Origin of the sequence: uncultured Selenomonas sp., from assembly GCF_963528755.1 — a bacterium.
Classification (GTDB): Bacteria; Bacillota; Negativicutes; order Selenomonadales; family Selenomonadaceae; genus Selenomonas.
This window is the reverse complement of the sequence record NZ_CAURXA010000004.1, coordinates 38,678-55,852: the sequence shown is the minus strand read 5'-3', so window position 1 is coordinate 55,852 and position 17,175 is coordinate 38,678. Positions and strand designations below refer to the sequence as shown.

At 57.1% G+C, this 17,175-nt stretch carries 12 protein-coding genes, 1 pseudogene and 1 riboswitch; of the genes and pseudogenes, 3 read left to right on the top strand and 10 right to left on the bottom strand.

Annotated elements, in window-relative coordinates; translation table 11 throughout:
* Positions 1-98 precede the first annotated feature (98 nt).
* Positions 99-1,577: an AMP-binding protein gene (locus RWS31_RS05860; protein WP_314596655.1), complete on the top strand. Its 1,479-nt coding sequence runs from the start codon at positions 99-101 to the stop codon at positions 1,575-1,577.
* A gap of 527 nt (positions 1,578-2,104) precedes the next feature.
* Entirely contained in the window at positions 2,105-3,286 is a 1,182-nt protein-coding gene (locus tag RWS31_RS05855; protein ID WP_314596653.1) for a multidrug effflux MFS transporter, read from the top strand.
* Positions 3,287-3,305: 19 nt separating this feature from the next.
* On the opposite strand, the gene RWS31_RS05850 is transcribed toward RWS31_RS05855, so the two are convergent.
* From RWS31_RS05850 to RWS31_RS05810, 9 genes and pseudogenes are all read right to left on the bottom strand, one after another.
* Entirely contained in the window at positions 3,306-4,616 is a 1,311-nt protein-coding gene (locus RWS31_RS05850; protein ID WP_314596963.1) for a dicarboxylate/amino acid:cation symporter, read from the bottom strand.
* A 269-nt stretch (positions 4,617-4,885) separates the two neighbouring features.
* Positions 4,886-5,938, bottom strand: a complete 1,053-nt coding sequence (locus tag RWS31_RS05845; RefSeq protein ID WP_314596652.1) for an iron ABC transporter permease — start codon at positions 5,936-5,938, stop codon at positions 4,886-4,888.
* Positions 5,935-6,948 (bottom strand): ABC transporter substrate-binding protein, encoded by a 1,014-nt coding sequence (locus RWS31_RS05840; RefSeq protein ID WP_314596649.1) that lies wholly within the window; start codon positions 6,946-6,948, stop codon positions 5,935-5,937. Before RWS31_RS05840 ends, RWS31_RS05845 begins: the two co-directional genes overlap by 4 nt.
* A 52-nt stretch (positions 6,949-7,000) precedes the next feature.
* Complete coding sequence (locus RWS31_RS05835) at positions 7,001-9,166, bottom strand: TonB-dependent receptor domain-containing protein (protein ID WP_314596647.1); 2,166 nt, start codon at positions 9,164-9,166, stop codon at positions 7,001-7,003.
* A gap of 122 nt (positions 9,167-9,288) precedes the next feature.
* A riboswitch (cobalamin riboswitch) is annotated at positions 9,289-9,466 on the bottom strand.
* Between the two features lie 143 nt (positions 9,467-9,609).
* Positions 9,610-11,289 (bottom strand): annotated as a pseudogene (locus RWS31_RS05830) (DNA/RNA helicase domain-containing protein).
* 300 nt (positions 11,290-11,589) lie between these two features.
* A complete protein-coding gene (locus RWS31_RS05825; protein ID WP_314596645.1) occupies positions 11,590-12,093 on the bottom strand; it encodes a nitroreductase family protein in 504 nt (167 codons plus the stop codon).
* Positions 12,083-12,820 (bottom strand): DUF6339 family protein, encoded by a 738-nt coding sequence (locus tag RWS31_RS05820; RefSeq protein ID WP_314596644.1) that lies wholly within the window; start codon positions 12,818-12,820, stop codon positions 12,083-12,085. Before RWS31_RS05820 ends, RWS31_RS05825 begins: the two co-directional genes overlap by 11 nt.
* Positions 12,811-13,677 (bottom strand): hypothetical protein, encoded by an 867-nt coding sequence (locus RWS31_RS05815; RefSeq protein WP_314596642.1) that lies wholly within the window; start codon positions 13,675-13,677, stop codon positions 12,811-12,813. The genes RWS31_RS05820 and RWS31_RS05815 overlap by 10 nt, the downstream gene beginning before the upstream one ends.
* Positions 13,625-15,478 carry a hypothetical protein gene (locus tag RWS31_RS05810; RefSeq protein WP_314596641.1) on the bottom strand — a complete coding sequence of 618 codons (1,854 nt, stop codon included), beginning with the start codon at positions 15,476-15,478 and terminating at the stop codon, positions 13,625-13,627. Before RWS31_RS05810 ends, RWS31_RS05815 begins: the two co-directional genes overlap by 53 nt.
* Before the next feature lie 510 nt (positions 15,479-15,988).
* Here RWS31_RS05810 and RWS31_RS05805 point away from each other — a divergent pair.
* Complete coding sequence (locus RWS31_RS05805; protein ID WP_314596639.1) at positions 15,989-16,339, top strand: hypothetical protein; 351 nt, start codon at positions 15,989-15,991, stop codon at positions 16,337-16,339.
* Positions 16,340-16,388: 49 nt separating this feature from the next.
* Here the strand turns inward: RWS31_RS05805 and RWS31_RS05800 are convergent, their stop codons facing one another.
* The gene (locus tag RWS31_RS05800; RefSeq protein WP_314596638.1) at positions 16,389-17,075 is read right to left on the bottom strand and encodes a hypothetical protein; all 687 of its coding nucleotides are present in this window, start codon (positions 17,073-17,075) and stop codon (positions 16,389-16,391) included.
* Positions 17,076-17,175 lie beyond the last annotated feature (100 nt).

Below are 17,175 nucleotides of genomic sequence, written 5' to 3'. Positions count from 1 at the left end.
TCAATCCATACAATGATAATTTCAGTTGACTTATAGACCTTTAGGCCTTAAAATTCAGCTATGAGCAATGTTTTTTTCAGAGATAAAGGATGTGTTCCATGCTACTGCACGAAATCTTGCAAAACGGGCGCGGCGAAGACATCGCCGTCATCGACCGCGGTCGCCGCATCACTTACGACGAACTGCGCGAAGCCCTGAGAGCCTCGCGTGACCGCTTCTACGCCGCTGGAATCCGTGCGCACGACCGCGTCGCGCTCTTTTCCCATAACCGCGTCGAACTCCTCGTCGCTTACCTCGCGGTGAACTCGCTCGGCGCTGTCGCCGTCCCGCTCAACTACCAGCTCAGCGTGCGCGAAGTCGCCTACATCATCAAGGACGCGGGCGTACGTCATCTCGTAACAGAAAAGGATCTGCCCCTCGAATCCCACCTCGGACAGCAGGGATACGGCGGCGAGCTTTGTCAGCTGCCCCTCCTCGACGTCATGAAGCCCGCGAGCGCCATGCCCGCGCCGAAGCTTTCGAACATCTTCTCAGAGGAAAATCCCTGCGTTATCATCTACACCTCAGGTACGACAGGCGCACCCAAGGGGGCCGTGCTCAGTCACCGAAACCAGTGCACCAACGCGCATCAGGTCATGGAGCATCACTCCATCACGCCGAACGACAAGGTACTCTGCGTGCTGCCGATGTACCATTGCTTCGCCTGGACGTGCTCCGTCCTCGCGACGCTCACAGCCGGCGGCACAATCGTCATCGTCAACGGCTTCATGCCCAAGGAGACGATCCGCGCCATCCGCGACGAGAAGGTCACCATCATGTACGCCGTGCCTTCCGTCTGCGCCATCCTCACGCGCCAGGCAGAGGCGGAAGACCTCAAGAGCCTTCGTCTGACGGGCATCGGCGGCACAGCGCTGCCGCAGGAAATCGCCGCCGCCTACCGCGAAAAGTTCGGCCTCACGATCTACGAGGTCTATGGACTCTCCGAGGCCTCTCCCGTCGTCACGATGGACTCGCCGCGTCACTACCGCCCCGGCTCCATCGGCGTACCCATGAAGGGGCTTGAGGTCATCATCGCCAACACCGACGGCACGGAGCTCCCACGCGGCATGAAGGGCGAGCTTCTCGTCAAGGGGCCAACCGTCATGAAGGGATACTGGCATCAGGATGAGGCGACAGCGCGTGCACTCAAGGACGGCTGGCTGCATACGGGCGACATCGCGCGCATGGATGAGGACGGCTTCGTCTACATCGTCGACCGCATCAAGGACATGATCATCAGTATGGGCGAGAACGTCTACCCTCGCGAGATCGAAGAGCTCGTCTACTCCTTCCCCGGCATCGAGGACGCCGCCGTCATCGCCATTCCCGATCCTCTGCGCGGGCAGGCTGGCGCCTGCTACTACACGGTCAAGAAGAACGAAGAGGTCGACATGCGCACCTTGAAGAAGTTCCTGCAGAAGAATCTCGCCGTCTACAAGGTGCCGCGCGAGTTCTGCCAGATTCCTGAAATGCCGCGTACCTCGACGGGCAAGATTGCCAAGCGCGAGATCGCACGCCTCTATCGCGAGGATAAGTGAGGCTCACACAAAAAGAAAATGCCGCGCAAGGCGGCAAGCAAGGAAGGGGCGGGACTTTCCCGTCCCTTCTTTCTATTTACGATCCTGCACAGACAAAAAAAGACGCCGCAGAACGCGGCGCAAATGAAGGGATGAGGTCTTGGCCGGGACGCCCTCCCCAAGGGTACCAAGAGCGGCTTGATCCGCGCCGTGTGCATCGTGCTTCTCCTGTAAGGGAGACGCGGGCTGCTGAAAGCCATCGATTTGTACGAATGTACTGCACGCTGTGCGAGGTCAGTTCCAATCCTCGGCTCCACCCGATTGTTGTCCCCTATGGCGGAGGACATCCCTTGGGCTTCCGTCATATCCCGATTTTCCGGAAGTCCGACGGAGCCTCTGTTCTTGTTTTTAATTATACTCTAGGACAATGGTTTAGTCAAGGGATAAAGCCAACGATTTCTAATTTTTTTCAATCTGACGACCCTCGAACTGGAAAACCCTGTTCCCTCTGTATTTTAATGGAATATCTGCTAGAAAGAAGTGTACTTATGAAAATGACAAAACGCCGCCGCATAAGCCTGACTGTTTTTCTAGGCATAATGTCGGCTATGGCGCCGCTGGCGACCGACATGTACCTGCCTGCTCTGCCCGAGCTTTCAGCAGAATTTTCCGCCTCGACCTCGGCGACGCAGCTGACCTTGACGATGACGCTGCTCGGCATGGCCATCGGGCAGATCTTCCTCGGGCCGTTGAGCGATATGTACGGGCGCAAACGGCCGCTCTTTGCGGGCATGGTCGCCTTCGCTCTCGTCTCGGTGGGCTGCTTCTACGCAAGCTCCATCGAACCTTTTCTCGCACTGCGCTTCCTGCAGGGATTTGCGGGCGCGAGCGGCATCGTCATCGCGCGTGCCATCGCGCGTGACGTGGCCGACGGCGTCGAACTCACGCGCTTCTTGTCCATCCTCATGCTCGTGAACGGACTCGCGCCGATCCTCGCTCCCGTCGCTGGCGGACAGCTCCTCGTCTTCTCCTCGTGGCGCATCGTCTTCGCCGTGCTCGCCGCCATCGGCGTCCTCCTCGCCGTCTGGACGCTCAAGACGCGCGAGACGCTGGCCGAAGGGGCGCGCCAAAAGAGCATGACGGCGAGTTTCCATTCCTTTCCCGCGCTCCTTCGCGACCGCTACTTTCTTGGGCATTGCCTCGTGCAGTGCTTCGTCTTCGGCGCGTTCTTCTCCTACATCGCCGGCTCTTCCTTCGTCTTTCAGAATATCTACGGCGTCTCGGCGCAAGGCTACAGCCTGATCTTCGGCGGCATCGGCACGGGACTCTTCCTCGCAGGGCTTCTGCCCGCGCGCCTCGCCGGACGCGTCAAGGACATCTCCATGCTCAAGACCTCGCTCCTCGTACCGCTCGTCTCCAGTGCGCTCCTCCTTGCCACCCTCCTTGCAGGCATTGCCCCGCTCGCGCTCACCATTGTCCTGCTCTTCATCACCGTCGTGCCGCTCTCCGTCATGGGCACGGCAAGCTTCTCGCTCGCGCTCTCACGCCAGGGCAGGAACGCGGGCGCAGCGTCGGCTCTCATCGGCTTCTTCTCCATGGTGCTCGGCGGCGTCATGATGCCCCTCGTCGGCATCGCAGGAGACCATACGGCGATTCCCATGGCAGTTCTCATGCTCACCGGCTACACGCTCGGCGCAATCGTCTTTTACAGCAACGTCAAAAACGGCTGAGGACGCCTGCGTGCTTCCTTCAAATTTCCGCTGGGTGCGCCTCTTCGTCGTCGAGCGTTCCTTCGAGATCGTGATCCGTCATGGCACAGACGGCAGCATCGGACCAGACGTTCTCCGCCGTCTCGATCATGTCGATGATCGTGTAGATCGGCAAGATCACGCCCATCAGCCCCAGGGGCGCACCGAGCGAGGACATCAAGGAGAGCGTCAGGAAGTAGCAGCCCATGGGCACGCCCGCATTGCCGACAGCGGCGAGGACAGCGACGAAGAGCCACGTGACCATCGTGCCAAGCGTAATCTCGAAGCCCGCATTCTGCATGACGAAAAGCGAGGTCACGAGGATGAAAGCCGCGCAGCCGTTCATGTTGATCGTCGTGCAGATCGGCAGGACGAAGCGCGAGACGGTCGGATTCACCTTGAGATTCTTTTCCGCCGAAGCCAGCGTCACGGGCAAAGTGCCCGCTGAGCTCTTCGTGAAGAGCGCCACGGCGACGGCCGGCGCCATCTTGCGGAAGACATGGAGCGGATTGAGGCCGCGCACGAGGAGGAAGAGCGGCAGAATGATGAAAAACTGGATGAGGTTGCCGCCGAGGACGACAGCCGTATACTTGCCGAGCGCACCGACGATGACGCCGGCCTCGATCTGTGCCGAGAGCTGCGCGGCAAAGGCGAGGATTCCGACGGGCAGAACGTAGAGCAGCGCACGGATCAGCGTGAAAAGAAGCTCCTGTGCGCCATGGAGCGTCTTCAACAGCACGGCACGATTTTCCGTCTTGGGCATGAAGGCGAGCGCCAACCCGACAGCTGCCGCAATCAACATAACCGAGAGTACGTTGCCCGAGAGGAACGGCTGCAGCAAATTGTTCGGAATGACCGAAAGGATGTGGTCATAGTAGGAAAGCGTCCCAAGCTTCTGCGGCACATCGGCTGCACCCGCACCGATGACCTCTGCGGGCAGGTTGCCCGGCGCGATCCACACATAGAGCGCAAGTCCGACCGTCGCCGCTGAAATGGTCGTCAACAGTGTATAAGTGACAGCATGGGCAAAGATGCGTCCCGTATCCTTCTTCGCGCCAAGCGCTGCAAGCGTCGTGATGACGGCAAGCGCGATGGTCGGCACAGCGATGAACTGAAAGAGGCGCGTGAACACCGTCGCAACGAAATCAAACAGTTCGTTCAAAGGCCCGACGTTCAGCCAGCCAAGGCCGGCACCGACAATGAGCGCGAGAAACCACAGGATGAACTGCTTGCCCTGTCCGTTTTGACGGCTCTTTGCGATCGCCGCCTGCGCCGTCTCCTCGACGGCCGCATGATTCTTTTCTTCCGACATGGATACCCCTTCTTTCTGCATGGCAGGAAGCCTCCCACCACGTCAACGAACCAATCGCCGCTTCCTCAGAAGCAGGCGGTTGATAATTCATATAAAATCAGTATGGTTTATATTATACGAATCTCCACCTGCACTGTCAAGAGGCACGATAAGAAATCTTACGGAATCCTCGAAAGCGCAAGAAAGACGGGCTGTCATACGAAGCTTTTTCCGCTCCGTGTGACAGTCCGTCTTTTGTCCAGAGAACAATTTCGTGCGCCGAAACCCTCTCATTCGACATCGCCGAAGCCATAGCTGCGGCGCACCATCAGGTAGACGAAGCACGGCGCGCCGACCAGTGAGACGAGGATGCCGATCGGCAGTTCCGTTCGCGGCAGGATCGTGCGGCACAGAACATCTGCCCAAACGAGCAGGATCGCACCGGCAAAGGCGCTGGCGGGCAGAAGCCGTCGATGCTCCGCTCCCGTGAGCATGCGCATGACATGCGGGCAAATCAAGCCGACAAAGCCGATCATGCCTGCGGAATAGACGACGAAGCCCACCATCAAGGACGACAAGACAAGATAGCCATGGCGATAGCGCGTCAAATCCCTGCCTAGAGTAATGGCAGCGGCATCGCCCACAAGCATGAGGTTTAAGATCTGGCTCTGCGTCCAGAAGAACGCCGTGCCGAGCACGATGATCGGGCAGATCACCGCGAGATTCTCCCATTTGGCATTCGCCAAACTGCCCATGAGCCAATAGGCGATGGTCTGCATGCCCTCGCGATTGTTGGCAAAATAAACAATGAAGCTCGAAAACGCACTGCAGACAGCGCTCAGTGCCATGCCCGAGAGCAGCAGCTTGACGGGGCTGGAATGCCCGCCGACGCCCGAAAGGACGAGGACGCCCATCGAGACGGCAAAAGCGCCTCCGGCGGCTGCAAGCCCGACGAAATTCTCGCCGAGGAACGCGCCGAGCCCCAACATGATCGCCGCCGTAGCTCCGAGCGACGCTCCCGAGGAGATGCCCAAGATGTACGGATCAGCCAGCGGATTCTTCACGATTGCCTGCATGATGACGCCGCAGACAGAAAGCCCCATGCCCGTCAGCACGGCGAGCACGATGCGCGGCAAACGCAGCATCCAGATGATATCATAGACGGCGCTGTCACCATAGGAGGCAAAACTCTCCCAACCCGTGATACCATAGACGATCGAGCCGAAAGCCTCCGCAAGGGAGACATCGACCGTGCCGACCGTGACGGCACATAAGACGGATGCAATGAGCAGCCCGCTCAAGAGCCATGAGGAAAGACTGCTCTCCCACATTTTTTTCTTCATGCAGCGTCCCCTTCCGATGCAGCGGCCTCCTGCAAGCCGCGCTTGAAGTAGCGGATGCAGTCCAATACCCGCACGCCTGGGCAGCGCATGAGATAGAAGGGCACGCAGTAGATGTGCCCTTCCCGCACGGCACGCAGACGGTGAAGCGCTGGATTGGCCAGAAGCCGCTCACGCGGCCCTTGATCGTGCGGCGACGTAGACTGAACAAATATGACGTCAGGGTCGAGCATCAAGAGCTGCTCATAGCTGATGAACTCGTCCTCTCCTACCATCTGCCGATCCGCGCCCAAAACTTCCGCGCCGAGCCGCTCCAAGAGGTCTCCCGCGAGCGTGCGCGGCGTATAGATGGTCAGTTGGCGTGCGACGGAAGATACGACGAGGACGCGCGGCCTCTTCCCTTGCATTACGGGCGTCATCTCAGCGCGGATCTCCTGTTCGATCTCTGCCGCCCTTTCCTCGCGGTCGACGATCGTGCCGAGATCACGGATGAATCTCAGCTCGTCTTCCAACGTATGAACGTCCTTAAAATCCGCGCCGTTCATCGTCGTCATATAAACGTTCGTACCGCGCTTCTCCCAGAAGTCGCTGCGCCCAACGCCGTTGCTCTGCCGCGTAAAGTCGAAGAGCCAGCCGACGATCAGATCGGGCTGCAGCGTCAGCATTGTTTCCACATCAGGCACTTGCTTGAGCCGCAGAGGAATCGTTTCATAAGCTGATACGTTCTCCGGCGCAAGGACATCCGTATTCGACAACCCGCCCGCGACGATGATACGGTCTGCCGCGCCCAAAGCCAGTAAGGTCTCAATGGAATTTTGCCAAAGCGCCACGATACGCTTCGGATGCTCTGAATAGTGATAAACATGCGGTCGCAGAGCCGAATCATAATTTTCTACAGCAAATCCATCCGCTTGCAGCGCTGCCTGTTCACCGCCATAGGAGCAACCCGTTCGAATAAGCGCGAAAAGGAAAAGTGCTCCGAGAAGGACGCCGCCCATATACAATCGCCTCATCACACCATCTTCTCAAAAGAACGACTCAACGAATCCGCAAACATTCCCGTCATCAGAAATCGCAGCTCGCCGACAAGGAAACCGTACGCGGCATGCCCAAAGCGATAGAACTCCCCGAAGCATACCAGTAGCGCTTGTCAAACAAGTTGCTGCACATCAAGGAGAACGTCACATCCTTGCTCGAAATCTTTGTCTTATAATTCAGCCCCAAATCGAAGGTTGTATACGCAGGCACATCCAGTGGATCGCTATGGCGAATACGCGCCTTGGCACTGTAGTTCAACCGTCCGATGACCGAGAGATCTTCCGTCGGCTTATAGACGAGCGCCGCCGTTCCTGCCCACTTTGGCAGCCCTAGGACGGAATTGCCGTCCGTCTGCTCCGCCTGCAGCCAATTCAGCGCGAGAATCATATCGAGCTGCGGCGAGATCTTGCCGACGGCTGAATATTCAACGCCCGAATACTTCTGCTCCTTGTCGATTTCCAAATATTTCAAACCGCCCCGCAAAACATCGTTCGTTCCCTGCTTGCGCATCTTGTAGTAACTGAGCGTCTGCAAAAGCCCCTTGCTCTGATACTTGACGCCGACCTCGTTCTGCTTCGTCTTTGCCGGCGGAATCGTCTCGCCCATGTTTGCATAGCCAGAGCCAACGACTGTCCCCTCGTCAAAGCTCTCGCTGTGATTTGCATACATCATGAATTGCGGCGTGAACTGATACGTAACGGCAAATGTCGGGCAAGTCGCGCTCGCGTCGATTTCTGACGCGCTGCTGCCCGCATAGTTTCTAGCGCGGATGCCGCGATGCCCGTGCAGACCGAGCGTAATGCCAAGCTTGTCTCCCGGCGCGGTAAATGTATCCACGACATGCCAGCCAAGCATCTGCAGATTGTACTGCGTCTTCAATGTGTGCTTGGGCAACGGCGCGGGAAGTGGTGTGGAATTGGAATGATAGATATTACCAGGTGCTGGGACGTAGATATCCGAAGGATCAGACCCGTAATTCCCTATGACTTCACGCCGAAACCACATCTTGTCAAGGCTCAGCACATAATCACTCTTCCATTCGCCGAGCTTGAAATCGCCCTTGACGCCGATGCCGATATACTTCGTCTCATGCGCCACAGGCCATTGCGAATAGCCGCTACCGTACCCAGATGACCGCAAAGAGGCATAATCTCCATCCAGATTGAGCAGCGTGCGACCGTAACCTTGAATCCAACTCGTATAGTTTTCCTTGTGATACCCGGCATTCAAAAATGCCCTCGCATGTTCGCTGATCTTCTGCTCATGGTTCAGAATGAATGTCCAATCGTTATACGTATCCTCTGCCCAATCTGGGGAGAAGTTGACCGAACCGCTAGGCGCTTTCGGCAGACGCTTGAGAGTTCTTGCTACACTCAAGCTATTGCCATCGCCGCGCTGGCGCGTATAGTCGTAGCCCATGAGCAAATTCGTCGTGCTGTTCGTCGTCTTGTGGTCAAGATTCAGATAGACGCCCCACTTCCACATGCGTGCATGATCAACCGACAAAGTGCCCTGCCCCTGCAGGACGTTAAAGCGCACACCCCATTCCTTGTTCTCGCCGAAGCGCTCGCCGAGATCAACCGACTGCGACACATAGCTCTTGCCGTGAAACGAGACCTTCGCCTCGCGGTCGCCCTTCGCCGACGCCTTTTTGGAAATCATATCGACGACGCCGCCCGCATTTTCCTGCCAGCCCGCTGTCGTACCGCGCACGCCGAGCGCAGGTCCTGCAATGACAGTGACACTGTCGATGAAGTTCGCTGTCATATCCTTCTGATGCGCCATGCCGGGCACGCCGTTGATATACCACTTGTTGCCATTGGAGCTGAGTCCACGAATCGTGACATTGCTGTCCGTTGCACCCTGGCCGACGCGAACGGCGGGACTCAAGGAAAGTGTGTCGAGAATCGTCCGATCGGGCACGCTGAACTGCTCCAAGGCTTTCTTGCCGAAAGTCATCGCTTGAAACGGCGTCTCCATGACGTCCTTCGAGCCGAGCAGGCCGATATTTTCCCTGCGCTCGACAAGGCCGCCCGCGAGTTTCGCTCGTCCAGCCTCCACGACCGTTTCTGACAGCTCGTGTGCTGTTTCCTCCCCATCAGCCTCTGCCGCATAAACGCTACCGTGCAGACTCATGCCCGTCAACGCCCCCACGATTGCCAATGCCAGCCAATTCTTTCTCTGCGCACTCATCACTTGAACGACTCCTTTACTTTCTTGTTACAAGATTCCTTGATACAGAAAAACCTCCCCACAATCTGCAAGGAGGACAAAGAGCATCAAAAAGACACCCTTTCCTGTCGCTCGCAAGAAGGTGCGGTTTCACAAATCAAGGCAGGTCTCCTGGCTCTGCATCATCGTCTGTTCCGCCTTCCCAGAGTTTCCTCCAGTGACATCATGGAACATCCTCCGCATCACAGTGACGGGATCGCATCGGGCTTGCACCGATTTCCCTATTAAGCTCTCGCGAGCGCCTTGATTATGTATGAAGTTTTTCAAAGGCGAAGCGCGTCAAACGCCTCACAGCAAGGATTATACATTAAAGCCCGTCTAACGTCAATAAAATGTATGGAAAGATAAATTTATTGCCATTTCGCGTGATGACTGAACATATGTCCTGAAGGTTTCCTATCTGCTCAAAGAATACCTTGGAAATAGCGGCTCAGACTTGGGTCGCAGCAATAAATGTAGCAGCCCTTCATGCCTCGGGTCATCAGTATACGATAGGTATTCTTGATGATTTCATCTGCAATTTTCTTTGCATCGCGGGGATATCCCTTGACCAGTCTCCCTATCCCCGACAAAGACTGGTCTGTCCACGCTCTTTGCGTATAATCCGCTACAAGATGCCCATCTTCATAGCGCAGATCAAGCCCGATGATCACTCCGATATAATCAAATTCCAGCCCCTGCACAGTATGAATACAGCCGACTTCATCGATGGACGTATCTTCCAATGCATAGATTCCACTGCCCAGATTCCAGCTCATAGAAAAATCGCCTATTTTGATATCATGAATGCTGGAATCATTTCTCCCTGCCTTGAGCCAATTCCAGCAATATCCGGCTACAAGACGTGCAGATTGCCCCGACCGATTTTTCTCCCTGATCATCCTGCGAAGTTTCGTCGGAGAATCCACGACCTGGAACTCATACGCGATTCCTTCCAGTGTCGTATTTGCTGTTTTACGAATTCCTAGGGCATGATCCAGCCACGCCAGGTATCCATCAGATCCGTTGCAACGGAACTGGGACACAAGCTCCGTCTCGTAGACTTCCGAACCTGCTTCAGCCGCCTATTTCTTGATTTCAGCGACGCTGCCGATGTCGTTCAATGTAACACGCTGATTCTCATCGATAAAGAAGACACTGCATTTCGCATTATGGATGATTTCCATCACCTGATTTTTCCCCAGGCTATGGAATGATCTTTCGTTGAGGCGGTGCGCCTCATCTACGATGATCGTATCAATACGGCCGCATGTAGAAGCAGAAACCTTTGTATAGCAACCAGTTCCCTTGAAAAGCATATCGATGGCGCTCTTCCTCATCGTCCCCTTCAACTTCTCGCTATAGACTTGCCGAGGAGCCTGGTTCTTCGAGGCATATTGGCAAGCCTGACCATCCTGAGTCAGTTGACAGAGCAGGTTGATCGCAATCACAGATTTTCCTGTCCCCGGTCCGCCTTGTATCAAGATGGTTCGCTTCTTGTTATCGCATACGCACCGACGAGCCAGTCGCAAGATTTTTTCATAAACCACCCTCTGATGATCGAGCAGTACGAATTCCTGCCTGCCCTTCATCATACTGCCGATAGCATCCTGCAGCTTCTTGGACGGACGGATTTTGCTACGATCCAAGATATGCAAGACTTCGCTTCGATCTCCTTTGCAAATGTATTCCTTGATGAATTCGCGGAGTTTTGGAATCTCTCCATGAACAAAAACGGGCGCACGATCGAGATATGTCCGATACTGCTCGTGAAAGAGCGGATCGTCTGGCTGTCGAACATAGTTGTGCAAATAAGCGCAAGGATGCAGCGCAATTAGCTTTTCCTGTACATTCTCATTGAAAGCTTCCAACACTCGACAATAGGACCATGCCTGATAGGCGGGATGGCTGACTTCTTGCAGGCATCCACCCGTATATGTTTCAACAATTTCGTCTTTGCTTCCGACATTCGCCAGCCGTTCAAGGTCGTCATCCAAGGCTTCAATGACGCTGTCCGAAGCCGGAATCCTGCGGATCTCATCCCATTGTTTCAACTCGATGACAATGACGTTTCCATGATTGCTGCCGTCATAACCGGAAATCATAAAATCGATACGCATGCCAGTCTGCGGAATATTATACTCGATGGCAATTCCCACATTGTCTGGAATAGAATCATCATCGAGCACATGTCCCATATCCCGTAAGGAATTCGCCCAAGAGCGATACTCCGCCCGCCCCACGATCCGCCTCATTTTTTCTTGAACCAACTCTTTGATCCAATCAGCTAATCGAGCTTGATCCAACAGGCGCATGAAGCCGCCCTTATCGTCCGCATATATAAGCATCATGAACCTCCCGGACTTCTAAACGATCTCATTCATGCTTCATCATTCAACTCCGCTTTACCGCACATAATGTACCCTCGCCTCCTCGAAGCGGTCTACATGCAGCTTTCTCTCGTTCGGATAGCCGAGGGCGAAGAGGGAAAATGCCTTGAGGTTCGCGGGCATTTCGAGGATTTCTTCCACCTTCTTCATGTTCTCCTCGTAGGGAGCGATGCCGAACCAGACGCCGCCGAGGCCGAGATACGTCGCTTCGAGCCAGATGTTCTGCTGCGCCGCTGCCATGTCGATGTGCGAGAAGCGAGGCACGGTCAAGCCTTCCGTACGGTAGGCGAGCGCTAAGAGGAGCGGCGCTCCCGCCGCGCAGCCTGTATAGGGCGTGACCTTGGCGAGCGCAGCGATCTTCTCGCGGTTCTCGACGACGAAGAACTCCCACGGCCGCTGATTGCAGGCGGACGGGGCCTGCATCCCTGCACGCAGGATGCGCTCGACCTTCTCTGGCTCGACTGGCCTCGCCTGATACTTCCTTATGCTGCGGCGCTGAAACACGACGTCATTCTCCATCGAAAAGCACTCCTTCCAACCGTTTCTCGATCTCCTCCTGCGCGAGCATGTCGACAAGCGTCAGCGAGGAAATCACATTGAGGCGCGCGAGGAGCGCCTGCAGATGCTCGCGCTTGACCTTCCTCCCACTGCGCTCGAAGCGCTCCAAGAGCGCGAGCACGGCGAAGCGCGTCTCCCTGCGGCTCATGAGGCTGCTTGAAGCGAGGAGCACGAGCTGCGAGGCGAACGCTTCTTGCGCGAGCACGGGCAGAAGTTCGAACGGATCGCGGCGGCGCTCATCGAAGACCATGTGCCCCGCCCACCACAGGCGGGCGATCGGATTCACGAAGAGCGAGCGGCGCCTCCCCTGCGCGAAGAAGAAATCGCTTCGGAGCGCGGCAGCCTTGCCTTCGCCGAAATCTTTTTCCTTGCGGTAATGGATGTAGCGCCAGAAGAGCGTGTGCGAAAGCCCCGCCCAGAAGCGCTCATCCGCCGCCGTATAGGGCGCGAGCGTGCGCCATGCGCCGTAAATGCGCCGCACATTCTCCACGTCCGTCGAGACAAAGTCGCCCTCTGTCAGAAGCTCGACGGGCGAAAGTGCGGCAAGCTCCGTCTTCTCGAGATAGCCCCGCGCCGAAAGATGCGCGAGCATCGCCGCATTGTCCGCGCTCTGATACATCGCGGCATATTCCTCGACATGTGTCTTCATATCGTCGACGCCCGCCTGCGTCATGAAGCTCAGTTCCATGCGCCCACCTCCTCGCGCTGCACCAGATCCTCCAACTCCTGCACGGCGCGGTTCAGCGGGTCGCGCAGGAGGCGCTGGGCGACGGCAAGGGGCTGTGCGTCCTTCGCCGCAAGATCGAGCTTTTCTTCTTCCAAGAGGTGCACGAGCACCCTCTGCCAGCGCGTTCTCGGCTCTTCGCCCGCACACAGGCCATCCTGCAGCTTTTCGAGCGCCGCAGTGAGAGCCGGCTGGACGACGCACGAGAGAAACGTCGCGCTGTAGACGCCCTTCGCGTAGCGGCGATAAGCGTCGTACATGCCTTGCGGCAGACGGGCGACGATGTAGTCCGAGCCGCAGTCGACGCGAAGCGCCGCCTCGCCCGCCTCGCGCCCCAAAGGCTCGACGCGCACGATGGAAGGAAGCGTCTCGCGTTCGTCGTGCGCCTGCAGCAGGAATTCCGTCGTCTGATCGACGGCGAGGATATGTCCGCGCGAGAAGGAAAAGGCCTGCCCTTCGTAGGCTTCATGAAAATCGTCGCTCACATATCCCTCGATTGCCGCCTTCGCGACGACGAACGGCGTGACCTGCAGCGCAGAACGCACCTCGTCCGCCGCCAGCGTCAGATGAAACGGCGCATCGTTGAACTCGAAGAGGCGGCGATACGACGTGACGGGCGACTCGACGTGCAGCGCATAGCCCGCAAACCCCGCACGCACGAGGTTCCTGAGCGACGTACAGCGAAGCACGGCGCGAAATTCGAGGCGCAGTTCTCCTCCCGCCGCCTTCAGCTCGGCGATGCCGTCGAACGACGACTTGCGGTAGCTGTCATTCGTCTTCGCCAGCAGCGGATACGGCGCCAGACGCCCCCGGATCTTCAACGTACTTCACCTCCATCAGGCAGTAGTCACGATAATCCATCGTATAGTCGACAAAGAGTTTCGCGCCCTTCGCGACATTCTGCAGTTCGATGACGTTCTTCTCGAATTTCACCAATTTCGCCCTGGCTCTGCCCGAAAGCGAGGCCGCGAGCAATTTGACAGGAACATCCATCTGTTCGCCCGCGAGAAAAAGCTCCAGGCGCACGCGCTCAGCCTTTCGCGGCGCGATGAGGCTCAAGCGATAGCGCCCCTTCCCGCGCTCGACACAGAAGGAGCGCATGTGGAGCGGCGAGAGGCGCGATGCCGCCGCCTTCTTCTTGCGGATCTTCTCAACACCGCTTTGAAGCTCCTCTTTGCGTCCGCCCTTTCGTGCGACAAGGGCGCGGCGCACGGCCGCGTCTTCCAAGTCAGGCAGGAAATCGCCCGCGCCGAAGGCGTCGACGCCACGCTCCTCCTCCGCCATCAGCCGCTCGCGCACCTTTTCCTTCAGGTAGCGCTTGAGCCCCAGGTACATCTCCTTCGCCTGCTTCTCCTCTGCCGCATCCTGCAGGACGCCTGGCTCCCACGCGTCGTGCGACGGCACCTCGATGCGGCGAAAAGCCTGCCCCATCGCGTTCTCCTTGATGAGGAAGATGCCCGTGAAATCGATGCCGCTCGGAAACCCCTTCTGCTCGAAGAGCTTCATGCCGATGTGGCGCGACATGAGGATGCGGCGGTTCAGCCCCTCGCCGCGCGTCAAAAATAGCGTCGCCGCGCTGTCAGGAAAGCCGTACTTCGCGCCGTATTCTGCGGCACGAAGCTCGATCCTCTGCGTCGCCTCGTCCTCGCCTAGAAGCATGCGCGCGTAGCGCTGGATCATGCGGTTCTCCTCATAGTATTCCTTGTGATGCGGACTGCCAGCCGTCTTTTCAACGGGAAGTGAATCCGCGTAAAGGCCAAGGCTCGTCTTCGTGATGCGGTGATCGCCGATCTCCACCTCCAGGTTGCCAAGCCATATCGAGAGAAGGAAATTGTCGAGAACGGCGCGGATCATCTCCTGTTCCAAGCCCTCGATGGGCACGAGCCCCATGATGAAGATGTCCGTGCCGCTCGTGCGACGCCGAAAGGCGGGATCGAGCGTGAAGATGTCCAGAAGCGCCTTCTTGTTCTCGTCGCTGTAGTAGACCGTGCCCGTCGTCCAGCGATCCTTCTCGTCCCTGTAGGAGACGAGCTTCGCGACGCCCGTATACGACTCCACGCCCTCCTTGTCCAACGAGGCGAAGAACGCCGTGCGAAGCTCCGAGCAGCTATAGACGACCGCCTTACCGATGCCGAAACTGCCGCCCGCGTTCTCTTCCTTCTGCACGGAAAAACCCTGCTCCTTGACGAGTCCGCTCCAAAGCGAACCCTTCTCGCCCGCGAGCGCCCCTTCAAGCCCGCGCGTGCGAAAATCGCTGATGCGAAGGACAGCGATGCGCTCCGCCTTGAGAACGTCCGCCGCACGCTCGAACGCCTCGCGGCACTTCTTGTCGTCCCGATTGCTGAGGAAGCAGCGCTCCAGGATATTCTGAAAATCCTCGCGCCCTGGAAACCTCTCGCGCGGGATGTCAAACGATTGAAAGGAAACGAGGACGGCGCCTTCAGCGTCGTCTCTTCGCGCGTCGAGCGAGTTCTGGATCGTCTCGCGCACGAGGTAGTGCACCATGCGTATGCCGAAAGAAACGCGCGCGAGGTCGTTGTAGCCGACAAGCTCGCCGCTGTCGTTTGCCGGCGCACGCCAGCTGCCCTTCTTCCTGTCCATGAAAGGAAACAATTTTTCCACCTCATTCCTGTACGTTTCCTAGTATAGCAAAGAGACCGCCCAGTGACAATGCGTGATGTACGGCCAAAAATTAACAAAAGCTAAATATTGCAAAAATTTACCTGTGCCCTCTTGCATATACGAACCAATATGCTATAATAAAGGTGCGGCAGGTGGACTAAGCGTCATCCCGCCTTTAGTGCCGTACCTTACTAACCACCAGAAGGAATCATCGCGTATGGTTCCTCCTGGTGGCAATATAATCGAATCCCGCCCAGGGGTTCAGGCTGCAAGGCCAACAGAAAAGAACAGGCAGAGAGCCGAGGCTCACTGCCTGTTTTCTTTCTCTTTCTTTCCTTTTCCAGTATTCTCAATTTCTGGTATTTTCCCGCAACTTTTTGCACCCGTGCGGGAATTGTGCTATAATGAGGCTCGTGCGGCAGACCGCACGGCTTTATACATTTCATCATTTCTCAGATGCGGCACAGCTTATCGCCATTGTGCCGCACAAAAGCGAAAGGAGTCTTTTCCATGCCAACAGCAGCAAAATCGAGCGGCGCAAGAAAGACCGCCGTCCCAAAGAAAAGCAACGCCCCCTCGCGCACGCGCAGGGCTTCGAACGTCGCCTACATCTTCTTCAACTGCGACGCCGAAAAATCCCACGGCTCGATGAACATCTTCTACAACCATGAAATCTACCGCGACACGCAGGCCTCGCGCAAGGCTCTTTGGCAGAAGGTCAAGGAGGAGCGGGCGGCCTCGCGCATCGAAATAGCCGAGGACGATCTGACGAACGTGCGCACGGCAATTCTTGAGAGCGACCCAGCCGAAGCGAGCCGCTACATCCGCTTCGGCACGATCGAGACCTTCGTCTGCCACTGATTCGTCCGCGATTTTCGTACGGCCGAACGAGAAAAGCCCGAGGGCGTCCCTAACGGTCGTCCTTGGGCTTTTCTTTTTCAGGAATGTCAAGCTCCTCGGCTTTCGTCTGCGTCGTCGGCACGCCCTCAGGCGTAAGGCTCGGCGCATAACGCCAGCTTTCCTTGATCCTCTTTTCCAGACGCTCTTCAAGAAGTCGGCGCTCCTTTTCGTCGGTGATTTCCGGCTCGAACTGCCACGCTTGGACGCCCGTCACGCGACCTTCTTGCGAGATGTCCGCGAAGAACTGCACATGCCCGCGGTACGCAGTCTCCTTCTCGGTCAGGCCGCGCTTCGTCTCCTCACGCAGCACGGCGGGCTTGTTCGGCTTGCGCATCGCAGGATAATCCCGCTCTTTCGGCGGTGTCTTCTTCTCTCTGCCATCCGTTGATTTTTTCTCGCCTTCCAGCGGAGTTCTCGCCGCCTCCTTGGGAGGCGACGGCATAAGCTCAGAAACGGGCATCTCCTCCTGCCCCACCTCTTCATCTGCCGACGTCTCCGGCTTCTCCTGCACCGGAGAAGCCGTCTGCTCAGACGCATCCTCCGCATCTGACACATCGAGCCACGCGATCTCCTGCCCATCATCCGAAAATCCGCCTTCATCGGGCAGTAAGAGCCCCGCGGCGCATAGTACGACGATGTGCAGCAAGATGGCAAGAAAGACGGCAGATCCCCAACGTGGGCGCATAATCACAAGCATCCCTCCTACGCATTTCCTCCCATTATAGCACATGAGCCATCTTTGTCACGGCAAAAAGCTGCCGCCTTTCCTTCTTCCTCCACTAGCAGGATTCTTTCCC